The sequence below is a fragment of the Amycolatopsis sp. lyj-346 genome (assembly GCF_046548975.1).
Classification (GTDB): domain Bacteria; phylum Actinomycetota; class Actinomycetes; order Mycobacteriales; family Pseudonocardiaceae; genus Amycolatopsis.
This window is the reverse complement of the sequence record NZ_JAJPWT010000003.1, coordinates 523,757-545,779: the sequence shown is the minus strand read 5'-3', so window position 1 is coordinate 545,779 and position 22,023 is coordinate 523,757. Positions and strand designations below refer to the sequence as shown.

The window sequence follows — 22,023 nt, the reverse complement described above, 5'->3', positions numbered from 1 at the left end:
CCTCTGCTAGCGTTCGTCGTCCTCGCCTTTGCTTTCCGTCAAAGGCGGAGTTTCCCCATCCCACCAGAAGAGCAATGACCGCAACAAGGCAGGAGACGGCAAGACAATGAATTCAGGCAGAGTCGGTCGGACCAGGCGTGGGTCCCTCCGTGCGGGCGGGCTGCTGGCGGTGCTGTTCGCCGCCCTCGTCACCGCGGGTTGCGGTGCCGGCAGCGCTTCCGGCGCGGACACCCCCAAGGCCGACGACCGCGGTGAGATCACCCAGCAGATCTACCGGTTCTACGCCACGATGGAGGACCGGCAGTTCGACAAGCTCAACTCGGTGCTCGCCGAGGGCGTCGTCGTCAAGACCCCCTTCGGTGTCACCACGGGGCGCGACAAGGTGATCGCCCAGACGGCGGAAGCGGCCAAGCAGGAAGACCGTGCCCAGCACGTCGTGACCAACGTCCTCGTCGACGTGAACGGCGACAAGGCCACCGTGCGCGCGTTCGTGGACCAGCTCATCGGCAGCAGCAAGACGCCGCAGGGCAAAATGGGCCCCGAGCCCACGACGACGGTCAATTCGCTGATGCGTTACGAAGCCGTCCGCACGCCGGAGGGCTGGCGCCTGTCGAACGTCGAAGGCGAAGTCCTCTGGGCCGCGCAGGCCCCGGCACCCGCCGGGCAGTGACGAAGAGGTTCTGAGCACAGCCGGTGGCTTGACCCACCGACTGGGGGCCCGGATTTGAATCGGCCGCGAATCGTGTCTCTCGCGAGAGGCGTGGTTCGCGGCCGACTCGTTTCCGGAAACTTTCCCGGCAGTCCGGAGTGGAGAGTCCCTCTCTCCGAAAAGGACACTTCGGACATCTCGCGCAAAACCCCGACCAAGATCCCGATTTGCGGCCTCTACCAGGCCAAAGGCGCCTCGAACTACCCACGTGGGTAATGGTTCCGGCGTCACGGCTGGGCGAATCTTGGCTGGACTTTCCTTGCGCAGCAACACTTCACCTGACCGCCCCTCGGGAGGGGAAACATGGATACCAGCAGCGAGACCTGCCCCGTGGACACCGGCAGCAGCGGGAGCTGCCCCCTCGACATGAACGCCCCGGAGCTGCTCCGAGATCCGTTCGGGGGGTACTCGCGGCTGCGCGAGGAAGCCCGCGTCTTCCGCGCCATGTGGCCCGGCTCGACCACTCCGCTGTGGCTGTTCACCCGCTACGACGACGTCAAGGAAATGCTGGCGGACAAGCGGTTCGCGAACAACCCGGGCAGTGTGCCCGGTGCGGACGTCGACAAGGTCCACCAAGAACTGGTCGAGGCGCTCGGGCTCGAAGAGAAGTACATCAAGATCTTCACCAGCAGCCTGCTCGACGCCGACGGCGAGGACCACGTCCGGTTGCGCCGGCTGGTCTCGCGGGCCTTCACCGCGCGGCGCGTCAACGACCTGCGGCCGCGGGTGGAGGAGATCACCGCGCGCCTGCTGGACGACCTGGAGCGCCAGGCGGCCGTGGACGACGAGGACGGCATCGGCGTCGTCGACCTCCTGGAGTACTTCACCTACAAGCTGCCGATCAACGTCATCTGCCAGCTGATCGGCATTCCCGAGCGCTACTGGCCCCAGTGGCGGCAGTGGGGCAAGGACGCGTTCTCGCTCGTTCCGGGCGCGCAGAACGAGCCGATGCGCGGCATGGTCGACCAGATCACCGAACTGGTCGCGCTGCGCCGCGCCGAGCCCGCCGACGACCTGCTGACCGGGCTGATCAACGCGCACGACGACGAGGGTGGCAGGCTCACCGAGAACGAGCTGATCACGATGGTGCTGACGCTGGTGCTGGCCGGCACCGAGAACACGGCGCAGACGATCGGCAACGGCATGATCGCCCTGCTCACCCACCCCGACCAGCTGGCCGCCCTGCGCGCCGAGCCCGAGCTCATGCCGGGGGCGGTCCACGAGCTGCTTCGCTGGTGCGGCGCGCTGCACAGCACGCAGTTCCGGCACGCGGTCGAGGACGTCGAGATCGCCGGCGCGAAGATCAAGCAGGGCGAGAAGACGATGGGCATGCTCGTCGCGGCCAACTACGACCCGCGCCATTTCGAGGACCCCATGCGGCTGGACATCCGCCGCCAGACCGACGGGCAGCGCGAACTGCACGTCGGGTTCGGCGCCGGCCTGCACTACTGCCTGGGCGCGCACCTGGCCAAGCAGGAGTTCGAGGTGGCGTTCACCGGCCTGATCAACCGCTTCCCCGACATGGAGCTGACCGGTCCCCCGGAGGAGCTGGACCGCGGCAACATGCCCGGCTCGTGGCGGCTGAAGCGCCTGCCCGTGCGCTTGAAGGGCACGGCCGGGGCCTAGCACCGCGGCACCGACCCAGCCCGAAGCGGCCGGCGAGCTTGCTCGCCGGCCACTTCTCGTGGCGCACGCACGGCGCGCGAAAAGGCCGTTCCCGGCAGGAAACCGTGAACGGCCTTTCCCGGACGATCAGTTGACGGCGGTGCCGGCGTCCACGAACACGTCGTCACCTTCCACGTGGACCCGGTAGACGTCCACCGGGTCGGTGCCCGGCGCGACGGACGGCTCACCGGTCCGCAGGTCGAAGCACGCACCGTGCATCCAGCACTCGATGCCCTGGTCGGTCACCTCGCCGTCGGACAGGCGCTGGAAAGCGTGCGAGCACTCGTCCCGCAGGGCGTGCACCTCGTCCCCGTCGCGCACCAGCACGACGGGGACGTCCCCCACCTTGACGGCGAACGGCTTCCGGTCGTCGAGCTCGGACAGCGTGCACACCTTGGTCACCTTCGGCGTACCCATGGTTTCTCCGTTCAGGACGCCGGCGGGACGAGCCGCACCGGGAGGTCCTTGGTCCGGGTGAAGCCGGGCCGCAGGATCCAGGGGATCTCCTTGCGCGGCACCGCCAGCGTCATGTCCGGGAACCGCGTGTACAGCCCGCGCAGCGCCACCTCCGCCTCCAGGTAGGCGACGTGCTGGCCGAGGCACCGGTGGATGCCCTTGCCGAAGCCGAGGTGGCTCTCGCTGCCGACGGCGAGCCGGTCGATCTTCAGCTTCTCCGGCTCGGGGAACTTCCGCGGGTCGCTGTTGGCCGCCATGATCAGCGGCACGACGGGCATCCCGCGCGGGATCACCGTGCCGCCCACCTCGATGTCCTCGGTCGCGAACCGCGGCTGGCCGAACTGGATCGGGCCCAGGCGCTGCAGTTCGCGCACGGCCTGCGGCCACAGCGTCGGGTCCGCCTTCAGCCGGGCGAGCTGGTCGGGGTGCTCGTGCAGGGCCAGCACCGAGTTGCCGATCAGGTAGGTCGTGGTCTGGTGCCCGGCGGTGACCAGGCTGAACAGGACGCCGACCAGCTCGTCGTCGGTGGCGATGCCCGGGTTCTTGGCCTGCGCCTCGACGAGCGCGGTGACCATGTCGTCCTTCGGCTCGGCCCGCCGCCGCTCGATCATCCCGCGCGCGGCGATCAGCGTCTTGCGGACCTCTTCCGGCAGCCGCTTGCCGTCCAGGGTGGCCATCGCGTCACTCCACGCGCGCCACTGCGGCCGGTCTTCCGCGTCGACACCGACCAGCTCGCAGATCACCGTGACCGGCAGCGGGTAGCAGTAGGACTCGACGAGGTCGACCGGCGTGCCGTCGCCACCGGCCGCTTCCAGCTTGTCGAGCAGCTCGGCGGTGAGTGCCTCGACGCGGGGGCGGAACTTGCCGACCCGGTGCGCGGTCAGCGCGTAGGAGACCAGCTTGCGCAGCCGGGCGTGCTCCTCGCCGTCGGAAGCGTTGATGAGGTTCTTCAGCCAGGGGATCAGCTCCTCCGGCATGTCCAGGTGCCGGAACACGCCGTTCCGGATGTCCTCGGCGGGCGAGTCGGCCAGCGGGTTGCACTGGAACCGCTGGTCCATCAGGACCTGGCGCACGTCCTCGTAGCGGGCGGCCAGGTACATGGGCGGCCCGCCCATGAAGCCGCCGATCTGCAGCGTCGGCGCCTCACGCACCGCGGCGTGCGCTCCCCACGGGTCGGCGACCACTTCCGGGGAGAACAGGTCGACCGGTTCGGCCGAAGTCTCGGCAGTGGTGGTCATGGGTTCTTCCTTTCGTGTTGGATCCGGCAGCGCACGGTTTCTCGTGACACAGTCCCTTGTGGACACGCGCGCGGTCAGTGCGTGGCGACGAACTCCTTGAGCGTGCCGATCACGTACTCGATCATCTCGGTGGTGATCCCCGGGTAGACGCCGATCCAGAACGTCCGCTCGGTGACGATGTCGCTGTTGGTCAGCGGGCCGGCGATGCGCTGCGGCTTGCCGATGTAGGCCGGGTGACGGGTGAGGTTGCCCGCGAACAGCCGCCGGGTGCGGATGTTGCGCGCCTCGAGGTAGTCGACGACCTCCGGGACGTCGAAGCCCGCGTCCGGTTTCACCGTGATGATGAACCCGAACCAGCTCGGGTCGCTGCCCGGCGTCGCCTCCGGCAGGATCAGCCCGGGCAGGCCGTCCAGGCCTTCGCGCAGCTGACGCCAGTTGCGCTTGCGCGCGTCGATGAAGTCCGGCAGCTTGGCCAGCTGGCTCAGCCCGAGCGCGGCGTGGATGTCGGTGCTCTTGAGGTTGTAGCCGACCTCGGAGAAGACGTACTTGTGGTCGTAGGCCTCCGGCAGCGTGCCGAGGTGCAGTTCGAACCGCTTCAGGCAGCGGTCGTCCTCGCCCGGTTCGCACCAGCAGTCGCGGCCCCAGTCGCGGAACGACTTCGCCAGCTTGGCCAGCTTGATGTCCGAGGACAGCAGCATGCCGCCCTCACCCATGGTCAGGTGGTGGGCGGGGTAGAAGGACACCGTGGAGAACCGGCCGAACGTGCCGGTGAGCTGCCCGTTGTAGGTGGAGCCGACGGCGTCGCAGTTGTCCTCGATGAGGTGGCAGCCGTGGCGCTTCGCGATCTCGGCGATTTCCGCGACGGGGAAGGGGTTTCCCAGCGTGTGCGCGATCATGATGGCCCGGGTGCGCGGGGAGATCGCCGCCTCGACCCGCTCGGCCGTCGTGTTGTACGTGCCGAGCTCGATGTCGACGAACACCGGGATCATGCCGTTCTGCAGGATCGGGTTCACCGTGGTCGGGAAGCCGGCCGCGACCGTGACGACCTCGTCGCCCGGCTTGAGCTGCTCGTCGCCCAGCGTCGGCGACGTCAGGGTGCTCAGCGCCAGCAGGTTCGCCGACGAGCCGGAGTTCGTCAGCACCGCCTTGCGCCGCTTCAGTTTCCGGGCGAAGGCCGACTCGAACTTCGTCGCGATGGTGCCGGAGGCGATGCGCAGGTCGAGCGCGGCGGCCACCAGGGCTTCGCGGTCGGCGGCGTCCAGCACCGCCCCGGACGACAGGATCGGCGTCTGCCCCGGGATGAACGGTGCCGGCCCGGGGGACTGGGCGTCGTGGTAGTCGCGGACCTGCGCCAGCAGGTCCGATCGGTCTGAGTCGACCATGTCGTATCGATCCCCTGCGGTCGAGTGCGGTTGCGGACCTAACGCTCTAGTGACGCTAGAAGCGCCGGGGTCGAGCGACATCCCCCAACGTGGTAGGGCCGTGCCCGGCGAGCGGCGGAGACTACCCGCGTTGGTGATGGCCCCGGGCCCCCGCGTGGGCAAGCTGGAGCCGACCACGAGCCACCCCTGGGAGGACGATCTTGTGAAGGTTCTTAATCTCGCCGGGGTCGCCCCGTCGACCGTGTTCAGCCACGTCCCGCTCGCGAACGCCCTGCGCAACGCCGGGCACCAGGTCATGACGACCGCGTCGGTCGACGAGATGCTCGACACGATCGCCGGCGTCGGGCTGTCCGCCGTGCGCACCACCGCCGAAGGGGTGTCCCCGCGGCAGGTCATCGCCGAGAGCGGCCTGACGCACGTGCCGGAAGACCCCAGAGAACGCGAAGTCATGGCGGGCCGCTGGTACGCGCACATGGAGTACGTGACCCTCGACGCGCTGCTGGCGTTCAGCAAGGACTGGCGCCCGGACGTCATCATCAGCGGTGTCACCTCCTACGCCGGCCCGCTGCTGTCCGCTCACTTGGGCGTGCCGTACGTGCGGCACGCCTGGGACATCCACAGCCCGCGGCTGATGGACTCCGGCGCCGAGGAGCAGCTGCGCGACCAGCTGACGGAGCTCGGCCTGACCGGTCTGCCCGAGCCCGCCATGACGATCGAAATCGCGCCGCCGAGCCTGCTGCCGCCGGAAGCCGCCTCCGCGCAGCCGATGCGGTGGATCCCGGGCAACTCGCAGGCCGTGCTGGAACCGTGGATGTACACGAAGGGCGCCGGCACCCGGATCGGCGTCACCGTCGGCACCGGGGTCGCGAACTACAACCAGTACGACTTCCTGCAGGGCGTCGTCGAGCAGATCGCCACGCTGGACGCCGAAGTCGTCGTCGCCGTCACCGAGGACGCCGCGCCGGAACTGCGCGAGCGGTTGAAGAACGTGCGCGCGGGCTGGATCCCGCTGGACGTCGTCGCGCCCACCTGCGACGTCCTGGTGCACCAGACCGGCGGCAGCACCATGATGACGGGCCTGTCCTTCGGGGTGCCCCAGGTGCTGATCCCCGACCCCAACCTCTACCGCGCCGGCGACATGGCCCGCCGGCTCGCCGAAGCCGGCGCCGCGGTCGTGCTTTCGCCGGAGGAAGCCACGAGCGAGGTCATCGCGAAGACCTGCGGCGAGCTGGTCGCCGACCCGGCCTTCGCCGCGGCCGCGGGCGGGCTCGCCCGGGAGATCGCCGCCCTGCCCTCGCCGAACGAGGTGGCGCTGCGCATCGAGCGGCTCGTCCAGGAAGCGTCCTAAGCGGACACCCGAGTTCCGGCCCGCGTCCAGCCGAGGGCGCGGGCCGGACCCGCATCCCCCGGAGATGGCCATGGGCAGTGTCAGCACCCGCAGCATGACCGTACGGCCGCTCGGCATCGACGGCGCACACCTCGTTTCGTCGAAGTCCTTCGGCGACGACCGCGGCGACTTCTTCGAGGTCTACCGCGAAGACGTGCTGAGCGAGGCGCTCGGCTACCGGCCGCGATTCCTGCAGACCAACGTCTCGACGTCGTGCCGCAACGTCGTCCGCGGCGTGCACGGGGCGATGACCCCGCCCGGCCTCGCCAAGTTCGTGACGTGCCTGCGTGGTTCGCTGCTCGACTTCGTCGTCGACGTGCGGACGGGCTCGCCGACGTTCGGCCAGTGGGACATGATCGTGCTCAACCAGTACGGCGGCACGGCGGTGTACGTGGAGGAGGGCCTCGGCCACGCGTTCGTGGCACTGGAGGACGACACGTGCGTCCAGTACCTGCTGTCCGACCTCTACCGGCCGGCGGAGGTGCTCACCGTGCAGCCGCTGGACCCCGAGATCGGCCTGCCGCTGAACCTGCCGGGCGAGCCGATCCTGTCCGAGCGTGACGCGGCCGCGCCGACCCTGCGGGAGGCCGGTGAGCTGGGCCTGCTGCCGCGGTACGAGGAGTGCCTGGCCCTGCGGGCCGCCCGCGTGCGGCTGAGCGAGGCGGCCGCCGCTTCCTGAGCCCCGCTGCTTCCCTGAGCCCCGCTGCTTCCTGAGCCACAGTGCCCCCGGCTGCGTGAGCCGCCGGGGGCACCGTCCTCCCCGCGGCGGGGAGGTGGGACCCCGGCCGACGGGCCGCCTGGGGAGGCAGGACCCGCCGGCCGGGAGCTCTTTCACGGCCACCCGTTTTCCGTGGCGCGGCGTTGCAGTGATCGGGCGGTCTTCCGGTAGGTCGCCAATGCGGCGTCGTGGGTCAGGAACACGGCGCCCTGGTGATGCCGCACGGCGATCGCGAAGGCGCCGGCGCGGTCTTCGTACAAGGTGAACGGTTCGACCAGGCCGGACGGACAGCCGGTCGCCGGGACGAACCGCACGGACATGCGCGGGTGCCGGGTCAAGGCGGTCACCGCGTCGAGCTGGTCGCGCAGCACGGCGGGGGAACCGGCTTCGGCGCGGGTGGCGGCTTCGCCGATCAGGAACGTGTGCCGCGGCCCCGGCTCGTTCGGCGCAGTGGTCTGCTGCACCGTCCGGGCGAGGGATCGCAGGTCGGCGGTGTCGGGGTCGAGCAGCCCGGTCTCCCGCAACGCTTGGGCGTAGCCGACGGTTTGCAGTGACTGCGGGATCAACGACGGCGACCACTCGGTCACGTGGGTCGCCCGCTGTTCGTACGTGGCGCGCAGCAGGTCTTCGTCGTGTCCGGTGTGGTCGATGAAGTCGCGTTCGTGAGCCCGGCGGCCAGGTCGACGAGGTGGTCGCGCACGGTGTTCGGCGACCTCAGCACACCGAGGATGTGCGCCACGGTGGTGGCCGGGGGAGTGCGTCTGCCGAGTTCGAAGGCCGACAGCACGCCCGGGTGGAGGTCGAGCATGTCGGCGAGCCGGCGTAATTTGATGCCGCGCCGGGTGCGGGCTTCGCGGAGCCCGCTCGCGAGGACGATGAGAGCTGGCAAGGGTGCTGCGTCGGTCACGGTTCGGACCGCTCCCTTCGTTCGATGGGCGTGCTCACGGGGCTTTGGCGGCGCAGGCTCGATGAGGCGTGGGCGCGCACGCCGGGCAGGTCCAGCCGCGTCCCGGTGCCCGCAGGCGCCGCCGATCGATGCTCGGCCGGTCGTGTTCGAGCGGGAAGGGCGCATCCTGCAGGCACCGTGGGCGCAGCAGTTCCAGCCGCGAATCGGCCAGCTCGGCGACCGAGTACAGGTGGGCCCAGCCGTCGGCCTCGAAGAGGTGCCACTCCCACCGGGGGCGGGCCGGGGTGTCCGGGGTCGTTCGTCGAGCGTGGTCACCGGGCACCTCCGGCCGGGAGCGGCGCGAGGTGCGAGCACGTCGCACAGGGCGGGGCGTTCCCGGGCGTCGTGCCCACCTGTTCCGCTGCGACGAACTCCGGCGCGCGGTTCTCGCGGAGGCCGCACCAGGCCAGCGCCTTCTCGACACCGGGACGAAGCCGGGGCCCGTAGAACCAGTGGATTTCGCCGGACGGCGCCAGCCGCCGGGCGTACCAGTGCGCGCCCGCGTACTCGATCCGGTCCGTCGCCTTGCCCCGCACCTGGTCGCTCATCATCGGCCCTCTACCTGCATCTAACGTGGTTGATGTAGGTCACACGGCAAACCTGCATATGCGACTTACGCAACCTGAGCGCGCCGCGAAGTTCACGCCCGGTAACCCTTCGCGCCATGAGTGGAACCGGTCCGGCGGCGTACCGCGTATCACTGGGACGCAAGTTCAAGGCGCTGCGCGAGGCGTCCGGGATGGACCGCGAGGCGGTCGCGCGCGAGATGGGCTGGGATCTCTCGAAGCTGAGCCGGGTGGACAACGGGCAGGCCACGCTCAAGGTCGCCGAGGTCGACAAGCTGCTCGACCTCTTCGGTGCCGACGAGGCGACCGCGGTCGAGCTGCGCGAGATCGGCCAGCAGGCACGCAGGCGCGGGAGCTACGGCAAGGTTCCGGAGTGGTCCAGGCCATTTCTCGGCCTCGAACAGGACGCGGCCAAGCTGGAGATCTTCCAGGGCGAGCTGATCCCCGGCCTGTTCCAGACGGAGGAGTACGCCCGGCGGTTGATTTCGCGGTCACCTGTGGTTGCGGCGGCCGACGTCGAGAAGGTCGTCGAAGCGCGGATGCGGCGGCGCAGCCTGCTTTACCGCGAGAACCCGCCGCGGGTCCACCTTGTACTCGGCGAAGCCGCGCTCCACATCATGGCCGGTGGTCCGAAGGCAATGCTCGAGCAGCTCAGGCACCTGCGGGAACTCGCCGACCTCGACAACGTGACGATGCAGATCTTCCCGTTCAGCGCGGGTGAGCACGCGTCGCTGGGCGTCGGCTTCACGTACTTGACGCTCGACCTCGGCGGCGCCGCCACCCACTGGGTAAATATCGAAGATCTCACCCGAACGGACTGTCTGTCCGGCGCGAACGTCCTCGAGGTCTACCGCCTGACATTCGACTCCCTGGCCATCAACGCCGCTGGCGAGCGTGAGACGATCGCGCTGCTGGAGCAACGTATAGACGCTCTGGTGGCAGGAGGATGACAGTGAGCTACGACGAGCTGTCGGGCGCCGTGTGGCGCAAGTCCAGCTGGTCTAGTGGCGGCGAGAGCACCTGCGTGGAGGTGGCTTTCGGTGCCCCGGTCGTGGGCATCAGGGACACCAAGGACCGCGACGGCGGGACCCTCGTGGTCACGCCGGCCACCTGGTCCGCGTTCCGCGCGAGCGTCGCCGCGAAGTGACCGGCTGACAGCGGGGCCCCGGCGATGCGTGAACGCCGGGGCCCTTGCGCGAATCCGGGCCGGTCAGCTCAGCTGGTGCAGCGCCGAGCGCAGCGTCTCGCCGAGGAAGTCCAGGTCGGAGTCGGTCGCGTTCAGCGGCGGCGCCACCAGCAGGCCTTCACCCGTGCGGTCGGGGCGGAACCCGACGTAGGGGTACAGCAGCAGGCCCTGGGCGCGGGTGATCCGCATGACGTCGCCGACGGTCCCGGGCGCCAGCTCGATCCCGTAGAAGTAACCGAGCCCGCGGACGTCCGTCACCACCGACTGGCCGCGCACCGCGTCGGCCACCAGCCGCCCGAGGGCCGCGCCGCGGACTTCGTCGCGCTCGAGGGCGCCGAGGTCCTCCAGCACCGACAGCACCGCCAGCCCGGCCCGGCCCTGCAGCGGCGTCGCCGACATCGTGCCCATCAGCGGCAGCCACTTGCCGCTCGTCATGATGTCCTCGGCCAGGTTCGGCGAGATCATCGTGGCCGCCAGCGGGACGTACCCCGCGCCGAGGCCCTTCGACAGCGTGACGATGTCCGCCGCCGAGCCCGGCGTGTGGTGCGAGGCCAGCGGGAGCCCGGTGCGGCCCAGCCCGGTGAGGACCTCGTCGTGGATGACGAGGACGCCGAACTCGTCGCAGACCTCGCGCAGCGCTTTCAGGTACCCGGCCGGCGGCACGTACCCGCCGCCGGTCGTGCCGTTGACCGGTTCCATCAGCACCGCGGCGACGGTCTCCGGCCCGGCCGCGACGATCGCGTCGCGCACCGCCCGCACGCATTCGACGCGGCAGGCGGGGAACGGGCAGTCGAGGTGCTGGCCGGGGTAGGGCGGGTTGAACGCGGGGGCGAGGCCGAAGCTGTCGTCCTCGTGCGGCCGCCGCGACCGGTGGCCGGACAGCGCGAGCACGAACGCGCTGTTGCCGTGGTAGCCGAGCGTCGACGTCAGGATCTTGTGCCGTCCCTCTTCGCCGCGGGCCCGCTGCACCAGCCGGGCCAGCGCGATCGCGGATTCCGTCGCGTGCGTGCCGGTGGGGGTGAACATGACCCGGTCGTCCGGCCGGTGCACCGCCCGCGCGGTGGCCGCGGCCAGCTGCTCCATCAGGTCGGGCGCGAACGTGCCGGGGCTGGCGTAGGTGCAGGTGCCGACCTGGTCCCGCAGCGCCTCGACCACCGTGGGGTGGGCGTGGCCGATGTTCACGTTGACGATCCCGCTGGCGCCGTCGAGGTAACGCGTGCCGTCGGAGGCGTACACCCACGACCCGGCGGCGTGGCTGTAGGGGATCGGGGGTATCTGCAGCCGGGCCGCCAGCAGCTGGGACGGCGCTTTCTGCACGGTCATCGTCACGATCGGGTTCCTCCTGGCCTCAGCCCACCGGCTCGGTGGCGTGATCGACGTAAAGCCTCGCCTTGGTGCGGATGTCGTCGACGAGCACGGCCTGCCGCAGCACGTCGTCGTTGTCGGGGAGCCGTCCCGAGCGGACGGCGGCCGCGAACGCGTCCAGGGTGTTCGCCACCTGGTCGTCGGGCGGCAGCGGGATCTCTTCGACGCCCGGCCGCCGTTCCAGGCGGAGCACCGGAAGGTGGCCGGCGGGCGGGGTGAAGGCGTGGTCGAGGACGATCCGCCCGGCACTGCCCCAGAGCTCGTAACCGGACCGGTAGCCGTGGTCGATCCCGAAGGTCGCCGACGCGCTCACGCCGTCGCCGGTGCACAGCAGCGCCTGCCCGGCGGAGTCGACGGGGTGGCCGTGGCGGCGGGTGAGCACCGCCGCGACGACGTCGAGTTCGCTGCCCAGGAAGGACATCGCCGCGCGCACCGGGTAGACGCCGGTGTCCAGCAGGGCGCCGCCGCCGAGGTCGGCGCGGTGGCGGATGTCGCCGGGCGGGCGGGCCGGCACGGCGAACGCGGCGTGGAACGCGCGCAGCTCGCCGATCGCGCCGTCGTCCAGCAGGTCACGGACCGCCACGTGCTGGCTGTGGTGGAGGAACATGACGTTCTCCATCAGCACCAGCCCGGCCGAGCGCGCCGCGTCGATCAGCTCGCGGGTGCGGGAAACGCTGGTGGTCAACGGTTTCTCGGCCAGCACGTGCTTGCCGGCGGCCAGCGCGTGCTCGATCCAGCCGGCGTGCGCGGAGTTCGGCAACGGGAGGTAGACGGCCTCGACGTCGTCGAGGTCCAGCAGCGCCGCGTAGCCTTCGACCGCGCGGCAGCCGTAGCCTCGCGCGATTTCCGCGGCCTTGCCGGCGTTCCGGCTGGCGATCGCCGCGATTTCCGTCCGGGGCAGCGCCGCCATGGCGGGGAGCATCTTCCGCAGGGCGATGCTTGCGCATCCCATGATCCCGATGCGCAGTGGGGCCACAGGATCTCCTTCACGGCGAGCGCGATTCCGGCACGGTTCGCCGTTCACGCTAGGACAGCGGCGCCGATCCGGGCATCCCCCGACCTGATAGCGGTCGGCCGAGGTCACGCCCGCGTTCCGCGCACACCCGGCTGCTATCAGGTCGGGGGATGCCCGGCCCGCCGTGGCCGTCCTACGCTCGCCGGAGCCGAGGAAGGGAGTGACGTGGTCCACAGCGCGATACACGAGGACACGGCCCGTGACGGACGCTCCGACGACGCGGTCATGTCCATGGCGGACTTCCACTCCTGGTTCAACGCGCGGGCCCGCGCGAACAGCTTCCGGGTGGACCGGATCCCGTTCGCGGACCTGTCCGGCTGGGACTTCGAGCCGGACACGGGCAACCTGGTGCACGCCAGCGGCCGGTTCTTCTCGGTCGAAGGCCTGCGCGTCCGGACCGACCGGCCCTGGGTGAGCGAGTGGGCCCAGCCGATCATCGTGCAGCCGGAAATCGGCGTGCTCGGCATCCTCGTCAAGCGGTTCGACGGTGTCCCGCACTGCCTGATGCAGGCGAAGATGGAGCCGGGCAACATCAACGGCCTGCAGATCTCGCCGACCGTGCAGGCCACCCGCAGCAACTACATGAAGGTCCACGGCGGCGCGGCCACGAAGTACCTGGAGTACTTCCGGCCCGGCTCCCGCGGCCGCGTGCTGTTCGACGGGCTGCAGTCCGAGCAGGGGTCGTGGTTCCTGCACAAGCGCAACCGCAACATCGTCGTCGAGACCGACGACGACGTCGCGCTGGACGAGGACTTCTGCTGGCTGTCGCTCGACCAGATCCGGCGGCTGCTGCGGCTGGACCACATGGTGAACATGGACTCCCGGACGGTCCTCGCGTGCGTTCCGCCCGCATTGGCGCGGCCGGACGACCGGACCGCCGGCGACGGCTCGTTCGCCGAAGCGGTCCACCGCTCGCTGTCCGGCCGCGGCCGGGCCGTGCACGAGCCGGGCCACATCCTCAGCTGGCTCACCGAGGTGCGCGCCCGCCAGGAGCTGGTGCAGCGCCGGGTGCCGCTCAAGGAGATCGCCGAGGACGGCTGGCGCCTCGGCCACGACGTCATCGACCACCGCGACGGCAAGTACTTCGACGTCGTCGCGGTGGCCGTGGCCGCCAGCAACCGCGAGGTCACCGCGTGGACCCAGCCGCTGGTGGCGCCCCGGCAGTCCGGCCTGCTCGCGTTGCTGGTCAAGCGGATCAACGGCACGCTGCACGCGCTGGTGCAGGCCCGCAGCGACGCGGGCACGCTCAACATCGCCGAGCTGACCGCCACCGTGCACTGCCAGCCCGGCAACTACGCCGACGCGCCGGCGGAGCACCGCCCGCCCTACCTCGACTACGCGCTCGCCGCGCCGACCGGACGCGTACGCCTGGACGTCGTGCATTCCGAGGAAGGCGGCCGCTTCTACCACGCGCAGAACCGCTACCTGGTGATCGAGGTCGAGGACGAATTCGATGCCGAGCCCGACGACCGGTTCCTCTGGACGACCCTGAGCCAGCTGCTGTCGCTGCTGTCGCACAGCAACTACCTGACGGTCGAACTGCGCAGCCTGATGGCCGGCATGCGCAGCTTCTGAGCCCCGCCTCAAGCGCCCCAATGTGGCCTTCGGTGCGTTGAGCGCACCGAAGGCCACATTGGGTGCGTTGGGCGCACCGAAGGCCACATTGGGTGCGTTGGGCGCACCGAAGGCCACATTGGGTGCGTTGGGCGCACCGAAGGCCACATTGGGGCGCTAGGCGGTGGGCACCGCGGTGCGCAGGCGGTTCCGTAGGGCGTCCGCCAGGGCGTTGAGGCCGCCCGGGCCGGCGGTGCCGAAGACGTGGTAGTCCGGGCGGACGAGCACCGAAGCCGCCCCGAAGCGCGCCAGGAACGGCCGGTAGACGTCGTCGACGTCCACGCCGTCGGCCAGCCGGACGACGTGGGTTCCGAGCTCCGTGAGGAAATCCGGGTCCGGCTCCTCGGTGGTGAGCAGGACGAAACCGCGGCCGGCGACGTCGTCGAAGAGCCCGGTGGTGCCGCCCAGCCGCACCCGGCCCTGCGGCACGACCACGCCCGCGCCCGGGCTTTCGTGGAGCAGCCCGCCGGTGAGCGGTTTCGCCGGTTCCGGACGGCCCGCCGGCTTGCCGCGGCGGTTGGCCAGCACGGTGGCGTCCCGCTCGGCGGCGGCCGCCGGGTCCGTCACGCAGATCACCCGGCCCAGCTGGACCGACGCGAGGATGGCCTCCTTCGCCTGCTCCCGGCGTTCGTCCCCATAGGTGTCCAAAATGGACTCGGCGGCCAGGCCGCGGAGCGTGAGGTCCAGTTTCCACGCCAGGTTGGTGACGTCGCGGATGCCGGAGCACATGCCCTGCCCGGCGAACGGCGGCATCAGGTGCGCCGCGTCGCCGGCCAGCAGGACGTGCCCCACCCGCCACCGGTCGGCCCACCGGGCCTGGAAGATGTAGGTGGTGCTGCGCAGGAGGGTGGCGGTTTCGGGGGTGACGCCGAAGGGGGCCATCAGCCGCCACGCCGTCTCGTCGGAGTTCAGCTCCGCCGCGTTTTCCCCCGGCAGGCGCATGAACTCCCAGCGACGGCGGCCGGGCCCGCTGCCCACCAGCGTCGTGGGCCGCGCGGGGTCGCAGATCTGCACGTTCGTCGGCACGAACTCGCGCGGCTCGTTCAGCCGGACGTCGCAGAGCAGCCACTCGTACGAGAAGCCGAGGTCGGTCACCGGCACGTCGAGGTGCTCGCGCACGAAGCTGTTCGCGCCGTCGCAGCCCACGACCCACCGCGCCGAAAGCGTCCGGGTCACGTCGTCGGAGTCGACGGCGGTCACCTCGGCCAGTGAGTCGCCGTCGGCGATGGCCACGACCTCGTGCCCGCGCAGCACGGTGATCTCCGGCAGTTCGCCGGCCCGGGCCGCGAGCAGTTCTTCGAGCGCCGGCTGGTGCATGGTGTTGGCGTCCGGCCAGCCGTACGGGCCTTCGGTGGTGAAGGCGATGTCCAGCAGCGTCCGCCCGTCGGCGGTCTGCCACTGGTAGCCGTTGGCGGGTGCGGTGATCCGCCCGAGGTCCGGGCCGATGCCGGTGGCGGCCAGCAGCCGCGCGGTCTCGCCGTCGAAGCTGGTCGCGCGCGGCAGCTTGTACGGCCGGGGACGGCGTTCGAGCACCGTCACCCGCCAGCCGCGCTGGGCCAGCAGCACCGAGAGCGTGGCGCCGATCGGGCCGTTGCCGACGACGACGACGTCCGTGTCCGTCAAGGGAACCTCACAGGTCACGAGTCAGGCGGGTCAGCTGTTCGCGCAGGCAGCCGAGGCGCCGCGGCAGCGACGGGTCGCCCTCGGGCCAGCCCAGGTCGATGCCCACCCGGCCGCCGAAGCTGCTCAGCACGTAGCCGCCGAGCGCGATGGTCTCCCGCATCCGGGAGGCCGAGTGGAGGTTGGTCAGCCGCAGGCCGTCCGGGGTGCGCATCGGCGGGGCGGCGCCCCAGTTCATGATGCTGACCACGGCGAGGGCGAGCTTCGGGTCCCACGGCTTCGCGGCGGCGGGCCGCGAGAACATGTCGAGGATGCTGCGCTGCACGGAGCCGTCGGACAGGCCGGCCCGCAGCTGCTCCCCGATGGCCCGGCCGATCGCGACGGCGTCGTGCGCGAGCTCGCCGGTGACCTTGAAGCCCACGCCGCCGAGCACGTTCGTGCCTTCGGTCGCGCCGACCGGGGGTGTCAGCCGGCTGCGCAGGTTCACCGAGTACCGGTAGACGAGCTCGGTCAGCGGCATGTCGCGGATTTCGGCCTCGGCGAGCAGGACCGCGCCCGACACCAGGCCGTTGATCGTCACCTTCTCGCGGTGGCCGAGGTTCGCCAGCGCCGTGGTTTCGGCCTCGGTCAGCCGGTGCTGGACCACGTGGCGGATCACCGGATCCGGTCGCGAAGCCGATGGCGTGGCCGGTGGTGGTGCCGCGGGTGTCGCCGGGGCGTTCGCGTGGATGCCGCGTTCGGCCAGCAGGTCCTCCAGCGACCGCGGGTACGGGTGCCGGCCCAGGTCGAGCGGCACGCCCTCGACGACGTCGGTGTAGCAGGACCACAGTGCCGAGAGGATCGCGGTGGCGTGGTGGGCGTCGGCGACGCTGTGCTGGATCGCCAGGCAGACACTGGCTTCGTCGCCGTCCCGGACGACGTTGAGCGCGCTCAACGCCCGGCTCTGGTCGAGGTCCAGCCCGGCGAGAGGCCGTTCGAGGTCGCCGTCGGCGAACCGGATCTCCGGCCGCGCCGCGGGGTTTTCGGACTCGGTGAGCACCGCGCCCTCGCCGGTGAACTCCACCCGGGCCGCGAGGTGGGGGTAGGCGCGGTAGAGCGCCTCGAACGCCGTGGTCAGCGCCTCGGGATCGAGCCGGCCCTCGGCGCGCACGGTGTAGCCGATGTAGGCCTCTTTGCCGGCGTGGATGCTTTCGCTGGGCGCCAGCGCCCGCCGGACAGCGGCTCGCGTCACGAGTTCCCTCCCGTGGATCCGGTCAGCGCCACGCCGGCCAGCTTGTCGGTGATCGTCGCGATGATCGGGGCGGACTGGTCGACCAGGAAGAAGTGCCCGCCCGGCAGCACCCGCAGCTCGGACGGCCCGGTGGTGTGCTCCGCCCAGGCGCGGGCCTCGTCGGCCGACACCCGCGGATCGCGGTCGCCGGTGAACACCGTGACCGGGCAGTCCAGCCGCCGTCCGGGTTCGTGCCGGTACGTCTCCACCGCGCGGTAGTCGCTGCGGATCGCGGGCAGGACCATGGCCAGCAGTTCCGGGTCGGCCAGCATGGCCGCGTCGGAACCACCCAGTTTCCGCAGCTCGGCGACGAGCCGTTCGTCCGACACACCGCGCACGTCGTCGTCGCGGTAGCGCGAGGGCGCCCGCCGCCCGGACGCGAACAGGTGCACCGGCGCGGGCAGCCCGGCCTCGGTCATCCGCAAGGCCACTTCGTAGCCGATGATCGCGCCCATGCTGTGCCCGAACAGCGCCAGCGGCCGGTCGTCGAACTGGCGCAGCACCTCCAGCAGCCGGTTCGTCAGCCCGCCGATGCTGTCGACGAGCGGCTCGTGGCGCCGGTCCTGGCGGCCCGGGTACTGGACCGCCAAGACCTCCACCGCGGGGGCGAGGGCCTTGGCCAGCGGGAAGAAGAAACTGGCCGAGCCACCGGCGTGCGGCAGGCACACGAGCCGGGCCCGCGCGTCCGGTGCCCGCTCGAAACGGCGTAACCACTTCTCGGCGTCTGGTCGGTGCACGGCGGGCTGCCTTTCGGGTGGGGCTTAAACGAGCTTCAGGGGGAGCGTCTTGGTCCGGGTGAACGCCGGGCGCAGGATCCACGGGATCTCATCCCGCGGCACGGCCAGCGCCAGGTCCGGGAACCGGGTGAACAACCCGTGCAGCGCCACCTCGGCCTCCTGGTAGGCGAGGTGCTGGCCCAGGCAGCGGTGGATGCCCTTGCCGAAGGACAGGTGCATCTCGTTGGCGACGGACAGCCGGTCGATGATCAGCTTGTCCGGCTCGGAGAACTTGCGCGGGTCGGTGTTGGCGGCCAGCAGCAGCGGCGCGACCGGCGTCCCGCGCGGGATCGTGACGCCGCCCAGTTCGACGTCCTCCGACGGGAAGCGTGCCTGCGTGAACTGGAGCGGGCCCAGCCGCTGCAGCTCCCGCACGGCCTGCACCCACAGCGACGGCTCGGCCTTCAGCCGCGCGAGCTGGTCGGGGTGCTCCAGCAGGAAGAGCACCGAGTTGCCGATCAGGTAGGTCGTCGTCTGGTGCCCGGCCGTGACGAGGCTGAACAGGATCCCGACGATCTCGTCGTCGGACACCCGGCTCGGGTCCTCGGCCTGGGCCTGCACGAGCGCGGTGACCAGGTCGTCCTTCGGCTCGACGCGCCGCCGGGCCATCAGCTCGCGCGACAGCTCGATGCACTTGCGCAGGGCGGGCGGGATGCTGGGGCCGTCCATCGTCGCCATCGCGTTGCCCCAGGCGTGCCAGGCCGCGCGGTCGGGCTCGTCGATGCCGACCAGCTCGCAGATGACCGTGACCGGCAGCGGGAAGCAGAACTCCTCGACGATGTCGACCGGCGAGCCGTCGGCACCCAGCTCCGCCATCCGGTCGAGCAGGTCCTCGGTGATCTTTTCGACGCGGGGCCGCAGCGCGTTGACGCGGCGTGCGGTCAGCGCGTACGAAACCAGCTTCCGCAGCCGCGTGTGGTCTTCGCCGTCGGCGGTGTTGAGCTTGTTGGCCATCCACGGGATGAGGTCTTCGGGGAAGTTCATCGCCTTGAAGACGCCGTCGCGGATGTCCGCCAGCGGCGAGTCGGCCGGCGGGTTGGTGAGGAACCGCGGGTCGGTCAGGACGGTGAGCACGTCCTCGTAGCGGGTGGCCAGCCACATGTCCGGCCCGCCCATCATGGTGCCGATGTTCAGCGTCCCGGTGCCCGGCGACGGCTCCTCTCGCAGCCGCGCGTACCAGCCGAACGGATCGGCGACCACTTCCGGTGAGAACAGGTCGACCGGCTTGGCCGAAGGCTTGGCGGTGGCGGTCATGGCCATCCCTTCCTGGTGCCGACGCGGGCGGTTCCGCTCGCGTGGGGCGGGCACGCCGCGGCCCCCGGGTTCGGACGGTAGGGAAGGGCGGGCCGGTGGGCCATCCCCCAACCTGACAGTGCTCGCCCCGGCCGGGCCGCTGCTATGTCCCTTGTGGACGGTCCGGCACCGGCGCTATCAGAACGGGGGATGCCCGGCCGGGCGGGCCTGACCTAGTCTCCGAAAGACCTTGCAGGCCAGGCGTTGATCGACACGCGGTCACGCGAAACGATGCTTAGGGGTACTGGTGACGAAGCCGACTCCGAACGAGATTGGTAAGGGCTACGACGCTTTCGCGGACCTGCTCGACCAGCTCTGGGGCGAAAATCTGCACCACGGCTACTGGGACGACGAGTCCGCGACGCTCGAAGAGGCCACCACCCGGCTGACCGACCGGCTGGCCGCGATGCTGCCGCTGCGTGCGGGCGACCGGCTGCTCGACATCGGCTGCGGCAACGGTGAGCCGGCCATCCGGATGGCCGTGGCGAACGACGTCATGGTCACCGGCATCTCGATCAGCGAGAAGCAGGTCGAGCGCGCGAACGACCGCGCGTACAAGGCCGACGTGGACGACCGGGTCGTCTTCGAGTACGCCGACGCGATGGAACTGCCCTACGAGGACGGCTCGTTCGACCTCGTCTGGGCGCTGGAGTCCCTGCACCACATGCCGGACCGCTGGCACGTGATCCGCCAGGCGGCCCGCGTGCTGCGGCCGGGTGGGCGCTTGGCACTGGGCGACTTCCTGCTCGTGCCCGGCCCCGCCGGGCTGGAAGCCGACCGCGAGCGCGTCCGCGAGGTCGGCAAGGGCGTGGTGTCGGTCGTCTCGCTCGACGAGTACCAGGCCCACCTCCGCGAGGCCGGTCTCGAGCCCGAATCCGCCGAAGACGTCAGCCAGTACACCCGGCCGTCGTGGGCCAAGGCGGCGGAGCGGTTCGAGGAACTGCGCGAACAGGCCCTCCAGCACATCGAGGCCGCGCAGTTCGAGGTCACGCTGGGCCGGTTCCGCGCGTTCAGCGAGGAACCGTCGCTGGGATACGTCCTCCTGACCGCGCGCAAGCCCGACTGAGGAAGCCCGAAACCATGCAGATGACCGAAGAGAACCTCCGCGGCCTGTTCGGCCGGATGACGGGGGACGAGAAGCACGGCTGGGCCGCGGCGTCGACGCTGCACGCGATCTGGGTGCTCTACGAACGCGTGCTCAACGTGTCGCCGTCGAACATCGACGACCCCGACCGGGACCGGTTCTACCTCTCCAAGGGGCACGGTCCGATGGCCTACTACGCGGTCCTCGCCGCGAAGGGCTTCCTGGAGCCGGAGACGCTGGACACCTGGCGGGAGTGGGGTTCGCCGCTCGGCATGCACCCGGACCGCAACCTGGCGCCCGGCGTGGAGATCAGCAGCGGCTCGCTCGGCCACGGGCTCCCGCTCGGCGTCGGCACCGCGCTCGGGCTGCGTGCCCAGGGCCGCGACGCCCGGGTGTTCGTCCTGATGGGCGACGGCGAGTTCGACGAGGGCAGCAACCACGAGACGATGGCGATCGCCGGACGGCTCGGGCTGGACCGGCTCACCGCGATCGTCATCGACAACAAGACGGCGAGCCTCGGCTGGCCGGGCGGCATCGCCGGGCGCTTCGAGCTGGAGGGCTGGGCCGCGACCACGGTCGACGGCCGCGACCACGACGCGCTGGAGAAGGCGCTGACCGCGGAGACCGACGGGCGGCCGCGTGCCGTCGTCGCGGAGATCCTCCCGATCGAGGAAGGGGGCACCGCATGACCGCCCAGGTGACCAGGAAGCAGATGCGGACCGTCTTCGCCGAGACGGTGATCGAGTCGCTGGCCACGGACCCGAGGGTGGTCATGCTGACCGCCGACATCTCGTCGTGGTTCTTCTGGGAGGTGAAGAAGGACTTCCCGGAGCGCGTGCACAACTTCGGCATCCGCGAGCAGGCGATGATCGACATCGCCGGCGGCTTCGCGCTGGCCGGCCAGCGGCCGGTGGTGCACACCTACGCGCCGTTCCTGATCGAGCGCCCGTTCGAGCAGCTCAAGATCGGCCTCGGCCACCAGGACGTCGGCGCGGTGCTGGTCAGCGTCGGCGCGTCCTACGACGACCCGTCGTGGGGCCGCACCCACCAGGCACCCGGCGACGTGGCCCTGCTGGACACGCTGCCCGGCTGGACCGTGCACGTCCCGGGCCACGAGGACGAGGTCGCCCCGCTGCTGAGCCAGGCCATCGCCGGCGACAACCGGGTCTACGTCCGGCTGTCCGAGCGCGCCAACAGCGAAGCGGTGCCGGTCTCGGACAAGTTCACGGTGCTGCGCCAGGGCAGCGCGGGCGTGGTGGTCGCGGTCGGCCCGGTGCTGGACCAGGTGCTGGCGGCCACGGCCACGGCGGACGTGACGGTGCTGTACGCGTCGACGATCCGCCCGTTCGACCACGAGGGCCTCCGGGCGGCGGTGCACGCGGCCGCCCCGAACGTGGTGCTGGTCGAGCCGTACCTGCGCGGGACGTCGGCGTTCGAGGTGACCGAAGCGCTGGCCGACGTGCCGCACCGCCTGAGGTCGTTCGGCACGTGGCGCGACCGCGAGGCCCGTGTCTACGGCACGGCCGAGGAACACGACCGCCTGTTCGGCGTGGACGCCGAGTCGCTGGCGGATTCGATCGCCCGCTTCGTCGGCTGACGCCGGAGGCGGAACCCACCGGCTCCACGCCGCACCGCGTACCCCCAGGCGGTGCAGTGTGGAGCCGGTTTCCGTCGTGCCGCCCCTCCAATCACGCGTGTCGTCTCTCCAATCACGCGTAGTGCCTTCCCGGAGG

General features: G+C 70.9%; 23 protein-coding genes. 10 read left to right on the top strand and 13 right to left on the bottom strand.

The window, feature by feature from the left end; genetic code table 11:
• The first annotated feature begins 169 nt into the window (after positions 1 to 169).
• Together ACLJQE_RS14300 and ACLJQE_RS14295 are read left to right on the top strand one after the other, a co-directional pair.
• Positions 170 to 670, top strand: coding sequence for a nuclear transport factor 2 family protein (locus ACLJQE_RS14300; RefSeq protein WP_410639656.1), 501 nt, complete (start codon positions 170 to 172; stop codon positions 668 to 670).
• Positions 671 to 1,012: 342 nt separating this feature from the next.
• Positions 1,013 to 2,335, top strand: coding sequence for a cytochrome P450 family protein (locus ACLJQE_RS14295; RefSeq protein WP_410639655.1), 1,323 nt, complete (start codon positions 1,013 to 1,015; stop codon positions 2,333 to 2,335).
• 126 nt (positions 2,336 to 2,461) lie between these two features.
• On the opposite strand, the gene ACLJQE_RS14290 is transcribed toward ACLJQE_RS14295, so the two are convergent.
• From ACLJQE_RS14290 to rfbH, 3 genes are all read right to left on the bottom strand, one after another.
• Positions 2,462 to 2,791 carry a non-heme iron oxygenase ferredoxin subunit gene (locus ACLJQE_RS14290; protein ID WP_410639654.1) on the bottom strand — a complete coding sequence of 110 codons (330 nt, stop codon included), beginning with the start codon at positions 2,789 to 2,791 and terminating at the stop codon, positions 2,462 to 2,464.
• A gap of 11 nt (positions 2,792 to 2,802) precedes the next feature.
• Complete coding sequence (locus ACLJQE_RS14285) at positions 2,803 to 4,068, bottom strand: cytochrome P450 family protein (protein ID WP_410639653.1); 1,266 nt, start codon at positions 4,066 to 4,068, stop codon at positions 2,803 to 2,805.
• 74 nt (positions 4,069 to 4,142) lie between these two features.
• Positions 4,143 to 5,450: a lipopolysaccharide biosynthesis protein RfbH gene (rfbH, locus tag ACLJQE_RS14280; protein WP_410639652.1), complete on the bottom strand. Its 1,308-nt coding sequence runs from the start codon at positions 5,448 to 5,450 to the stop codon at positions 4,143 to 4,145.
• A gap of 136 nt (positions 5,451 to 5,586) precedes the next feature.
• Between rfbH and ACLJQE_RS14275 the strand changes: the two genes are divergently transcribed.
• Positions 5,587 to 6,798 (top strand): glycosyltransferase, encoded by a 1,212-nt coding sequence (locus ACLJQE_RS14275; RefSeq protein ID WP_410639651.1) that lies wholly within the window; start codon positions 5,587 to 5,589, stop codon positions 6,796 to 6,798.
• A 94-nt stretch (positions 6,799 to 6,892) separates the two neighbouring features.
• On the top strand, positions 6,893 to 7,516 hold the full coding sequence (locus tag ACLJQE_RS14270) for a dTDP-4-dehydrorhamnose 3,5-epimerase family protein (RefSeq protein ID WP_410639650.1): 624 nt from the start codon (positions 6,893 to 6,895) through the stop codon (positions 7,514 to 7,516).
• Between the two features lie 152 nt (positions 7,517 to 7,668).
• Here ACLJQE_RS14270 and ACLJQE_RS14265 read toward each other — a convergent pair whose 3' ends face one another.
• The 4 genes from ACLJQE_RS14265 to ACLJQE_RS14250 are packed head-to-tail and all read right to left on the bottom strand — an operon-like array spanning position 7,669 to position 9,049.
• Positions 7,669 to 8,142, bottom strand: coding sequence for a Scr1 family TA system antitoxin-like transcriptional regulator (locus ACLJQE_RS14265; protein ID WP_410639649.1), 474 nt, complete (start codon positions 8,140 to 8,142; stop codon positions 7,669 to 7,671).
• Positions 8,139 to 8,462: a helix-turn-helix domain-containing protein gene (locus ACLJQE_RS14260; protein ID WP_410639648.1), complete on the bottom strand. Its 324-nt coding sequence runs from the start codon at positions 8,460 to 8,462 to the stop codon at positions 8,139 to 8,141. The genes ACLJQE_RS14265 and ACLJQE_RS14260 overlap by 4 nt, the downstream gene beginning before the upstream one ends.
• 34 nt (positions 8,463 to 8,496) lie before the next feature.
• Positions 8,497 to 8,784, bottom strand: a complete 288-nt coding sequence (locus tag ACLJQE_RS14255) for a hypothetical protein (protein WP_410639647.1) — start codon at positions 8,782 to 8,784, stop codon at positions 8,497 to 8,499.
• Positions 8,774 to 9,049 carry a hypothetical protein gene (locus tag ACLJQE_RS14250; protein ID WP_410639646.1) on the bottom strand — a complete coding sequence of 92 codons (276 nt, stop codon included), beginning with the start codon at positions 9,047 to 9,049 and terminating at the stop codon, positions 8,774 to 8,776. Before ACLJQE_RS14250 ends, ACLJQE_RS14255 begins: the two co-directional genes overlap by 11 nt.
• Before the next feature lie 116 nt (positions 9,050 to 9,165).
• Between ACLJQE_RS14250 and ACLJQE_RS14245 the strand changes: the two genes are divergently transcribed.
• Both ACLJQE_RS14245 and ACLJQE_RS14240 read left to right on the top strand, forming a co-directional pair.
• The gene (locus tag ACLJQE_RS14245; RefSeq protein WP_410639645.1) at positions 9,166 to 10,017 is read left to right on the top strand and encodes a helix-turn-helix domain-containing protein; all 852 of its coding nucleotides are present in this window, start codon (positions 9,166 to 9,168) and stop codon (positions 10,015 to 10,017) included.
• Between the two features lie 2 nt (positions 10,018 to 10,019).
• On the top strand, positions 10,020 to 10,214 hold the full coding sequence (locus ACLJQE_RS14240; protein WP_410639644.1) for a DUF397 domain-containing protein: 195 nt from the start codon (positions 10,020 to 10,022) through the stop codon (positions 10,212 to 10,214).
• Positions 10,215 to 10,277: 63 nt separating this feature from the next.
• Here ACLJQE_RS14240 and ACLJQE_RS14235 read toward each other — a convergent pair whose 3' ends face one another.
• A complete protein-coding gene (locus ACLJQE_RS14235; protein ID WP_410639801.1) occupies positions 10,278 to 11,576 on the bottom strand; it encodes an aspartate aminotransferase family protein in 1,299 nt (432 codons plus the stop codon).
• A 25-nt stretch (positions 11,577 to 11,601) separates the two neighbouring features.
• Complete coding sequence (locus ACLJQE_RS14230) at positions 11,602 to 12,594, bottom strand: Gfo/Idh/MocA family protein (RefSeq protein ID WP_410639643.1); 993 nt, start codon at positions 12,592 to 12,594, stop codon at positions 11,602 to 11,604.
• Positions 12,595 to 12,858: 264 nt separating this feature from the next.
• Here ACLJQE_RS14230 and ACLJQE_RS14225 point away from each other — a divergent pair, with 264 nt between their 5' ends.
• Entirely contained in the window at positions 12,859 to 14,208 is a 1,350-nt protein-coding gene (locus tag ACLJQE_RS14225) for an NDP-hexose 2,3-dehydratase family protein (RefSeq protein WP_410639642.1), read from the top strand.
• A 156-nt stretch (positions 14,209 to 14,364) separates the two neighbouring features.
• On the opposite strand, the gene ACLJQE_RS14220 is transcribed toward ACLJQE_RS14225, so the two are convergent.
• Genes ACLJQE_RS14220 through ACLJQE_RS14205 form a run of 4 tightly spaced genes read right to left on the bottom strand, consistent with a single transcriptional unit; the run spans position 14,365 to position 19,173 of the window.
• On the bottom strand, positions 14,365 to 15,870 hold the full coding sequence (locus ACLJQE_RS14220; RefSeq protein ID WP_410639641.1) for a bifunctional 3-(3-hydroxy-phenyl)propionate/3-hydroxycinnamic acid hydroxylase: 1,506 nt from the start codon (positions 15,868 to 15,870) through the stop codon (positions 14,365 to 14,367).
• A gap of 7 nt (positions 15,871 to 15,877) precedes the next feature.
• Entirely contained in the window at positions 15,878 to 17,098 is a 1,221-nt protein-coding gene (locus tag ACLJQE_RS14215) for a phthiocerol/phthiodiolone dimycocerosyl transferase family protein (protein ID WP_410639640.1), read from the bottom strand.
• Positions 17,095 to 17,874 (bottom strand): thioesterase II family protein, encoded by a 780-nt coding sequence (locus ACLJQE_RS14210; RefSeq protein WP_410639639.1) that lies wholly within the window; start codon positions 17,872 to 17,874, stop codon positions 17,095 to 17,097. Before ACLJQE_RS14210 ends, ACLJQE_RS14215 begins: the two co-directional genes overlap by 4 nt.
• Positions 17,875 to 17,898: 24 nt before the next feature.
• Positions 17,899 to 19,173 (bottom strand): cytochrome P450 family protein, encoded by a 1,275-nt coding sequence (locus tag ACLJQE_RS14205; RefSeq protein ID WP_410639638.1) that lies wholly within the window; start codon positions 19,171 to 19,173, stop codon positions 17,899 to 17,901.
• A 280-nt stretch (positions 19,174 to 19,453) separates the two neighbouring features.
• On the opposite strand from ACLJQE_RS14205, the gene ACLJQE_RS14200 reads away from it, so the two are divergent.
• From ACLJQE_RS14200 to ACLJQE_RS14190, 3 genes are read left to right on the top strand one after another with little or no spacing between them, the layout of a single operon-like run.
• A complete protein-coding gene (locus tag ACLJQE_RS14200) occupies positions 19,454 to 20,272 on the top strand; it encodes a 27-O-demethylrifamycin SV methyltransferase (protein ID WP_410639637.1) in 819 nt (272 codons plus the stop codon).
• Positions 20,273 to 20,286: 14 nt separating this feature from the next.
• Entirely contained in the window at positions 20,287 to 20,979 is a 693-nt protein-coding gene (locus ACLJQE_RS14195) for a thiamine pyrophosphate-dependent enzyme (protein WP_410639636.1), read from the top strand.
• The gene (locus ACLJQE_RS14190; RefSeq protein WP_410639635.1) at positions 20,976 to 21,887 is read left to right on the top strand and encodes a transketolase family protein; all 912 of its coding nucleotides are present in this window, start codon (positions 20,976 to 20,978) and stop codon (positions 21,885 to 21,887) included. Before ACLJQE_RS14195 ends, ACLJQE_RS14190 begins: the two co-directional genes overlap by 4 nt.
• Positions 21,888 to 22,023 lie beyond the last annotated feature (136 nt).

Excerpts from the sequence above, each read along its gene's own strand:
- rfbH (WP_410639652.1), bottom strand. The coding sequence starts at position 5,450 with ATGGTCGACTCAGACCGATCGGACCTGCTGGCGCAGGTCCGCGACTAC.
- ACLJQE_RS14205 (WP_410639638.1), bottom strand. The coding sequence starts at position 19,173 with ATGGCCATGACCGCCACCGCCAAGCCTTCGGCCAAGCCGGTCGACCTG.
- ACLJQE_RS14225 (WP_410639642.1), top strand. The coding sequence starts at position 12,859 with ATGTCCATGGCGGACTTCCACTCCTGGTTCAACGCGCGGGCCCGCGCG.
- ACLJQE_RS14275 (WP_410639651.1), top strand. The coding sequence starts at position 5,587 with ATGGCCCCGGGCCCCCGCGTGGGCAAGCTGGAGCCGACCACGAGCCAC.
- ACLJQE_RS14290 (WP_410639654.1), bottom strand. The coding sequence starts at position 2,791 with ATGGGTACGCCGAAGGTGACCAAGGTGTGCACGCTGTCCGAGCTCGAC.
- ACLJQE_RS14285 (WP_410639653.1), bottom strand. The coding sequence starts at position 4,068 with ATGACCACCACTGCCGAGACTTCGGCCGAACCGGTCGACCTGTTCTCC.
- ACLJQE_RS14195 (WP_410639636.1), top strand. The coding sequence starts at position 20,287 with ATGCAGATGACCGAAGAGAACCTCCGCGGCCTGTTCGGCCGGATGACG.
- ACLJQE_RS14235 (WP_410639801.1), bottom strand. The coding sequence starts at position 11,576 with ATGACCGTGCAGAAAGCGCCGTCCCAGCTGCTGGCGGCCCGGCTGCAG.
- ACLJQE_RS14190 (WP_410639635.1), top strand. The coding sequence starts at position 20,976 with ATGACCGCCCAGGTGACCAGGAAGCAGATGCGGACCGTCTTCGCCGAG.
- ACLJQE_RS14295 (WP_410639655.1), top strand. The coding sequence starts at position 1,013 with ATGGATACCAGCAGCGAGACCTGCCCCGTGGACACCGGCAGCAGCGGG.
- ACLJQE_RS14270 (WP_410639650.1), top strand. The coding sequence starts at position 6,893 with ATGACCGTACGGCCGCTCGGCATCGACGGCGCACACCTCGTTTCGTCG.
- ACLJQE_RS14250 (WP_410639646.1), bottom strand. The coding sequence starts at position 9,049 with ATGAGCGACCAGGTGCGGGGCAAGGCGACGGACCGGATCGAGTACGCG.
- ACLJQE_RS14245 (WP_410639645.1), top strand. The coding sequence starts at position 9,166 with ATGAGTGGAACCGGTCCGGCGGCGTACCGCGTATCACTGGGACGCAAG.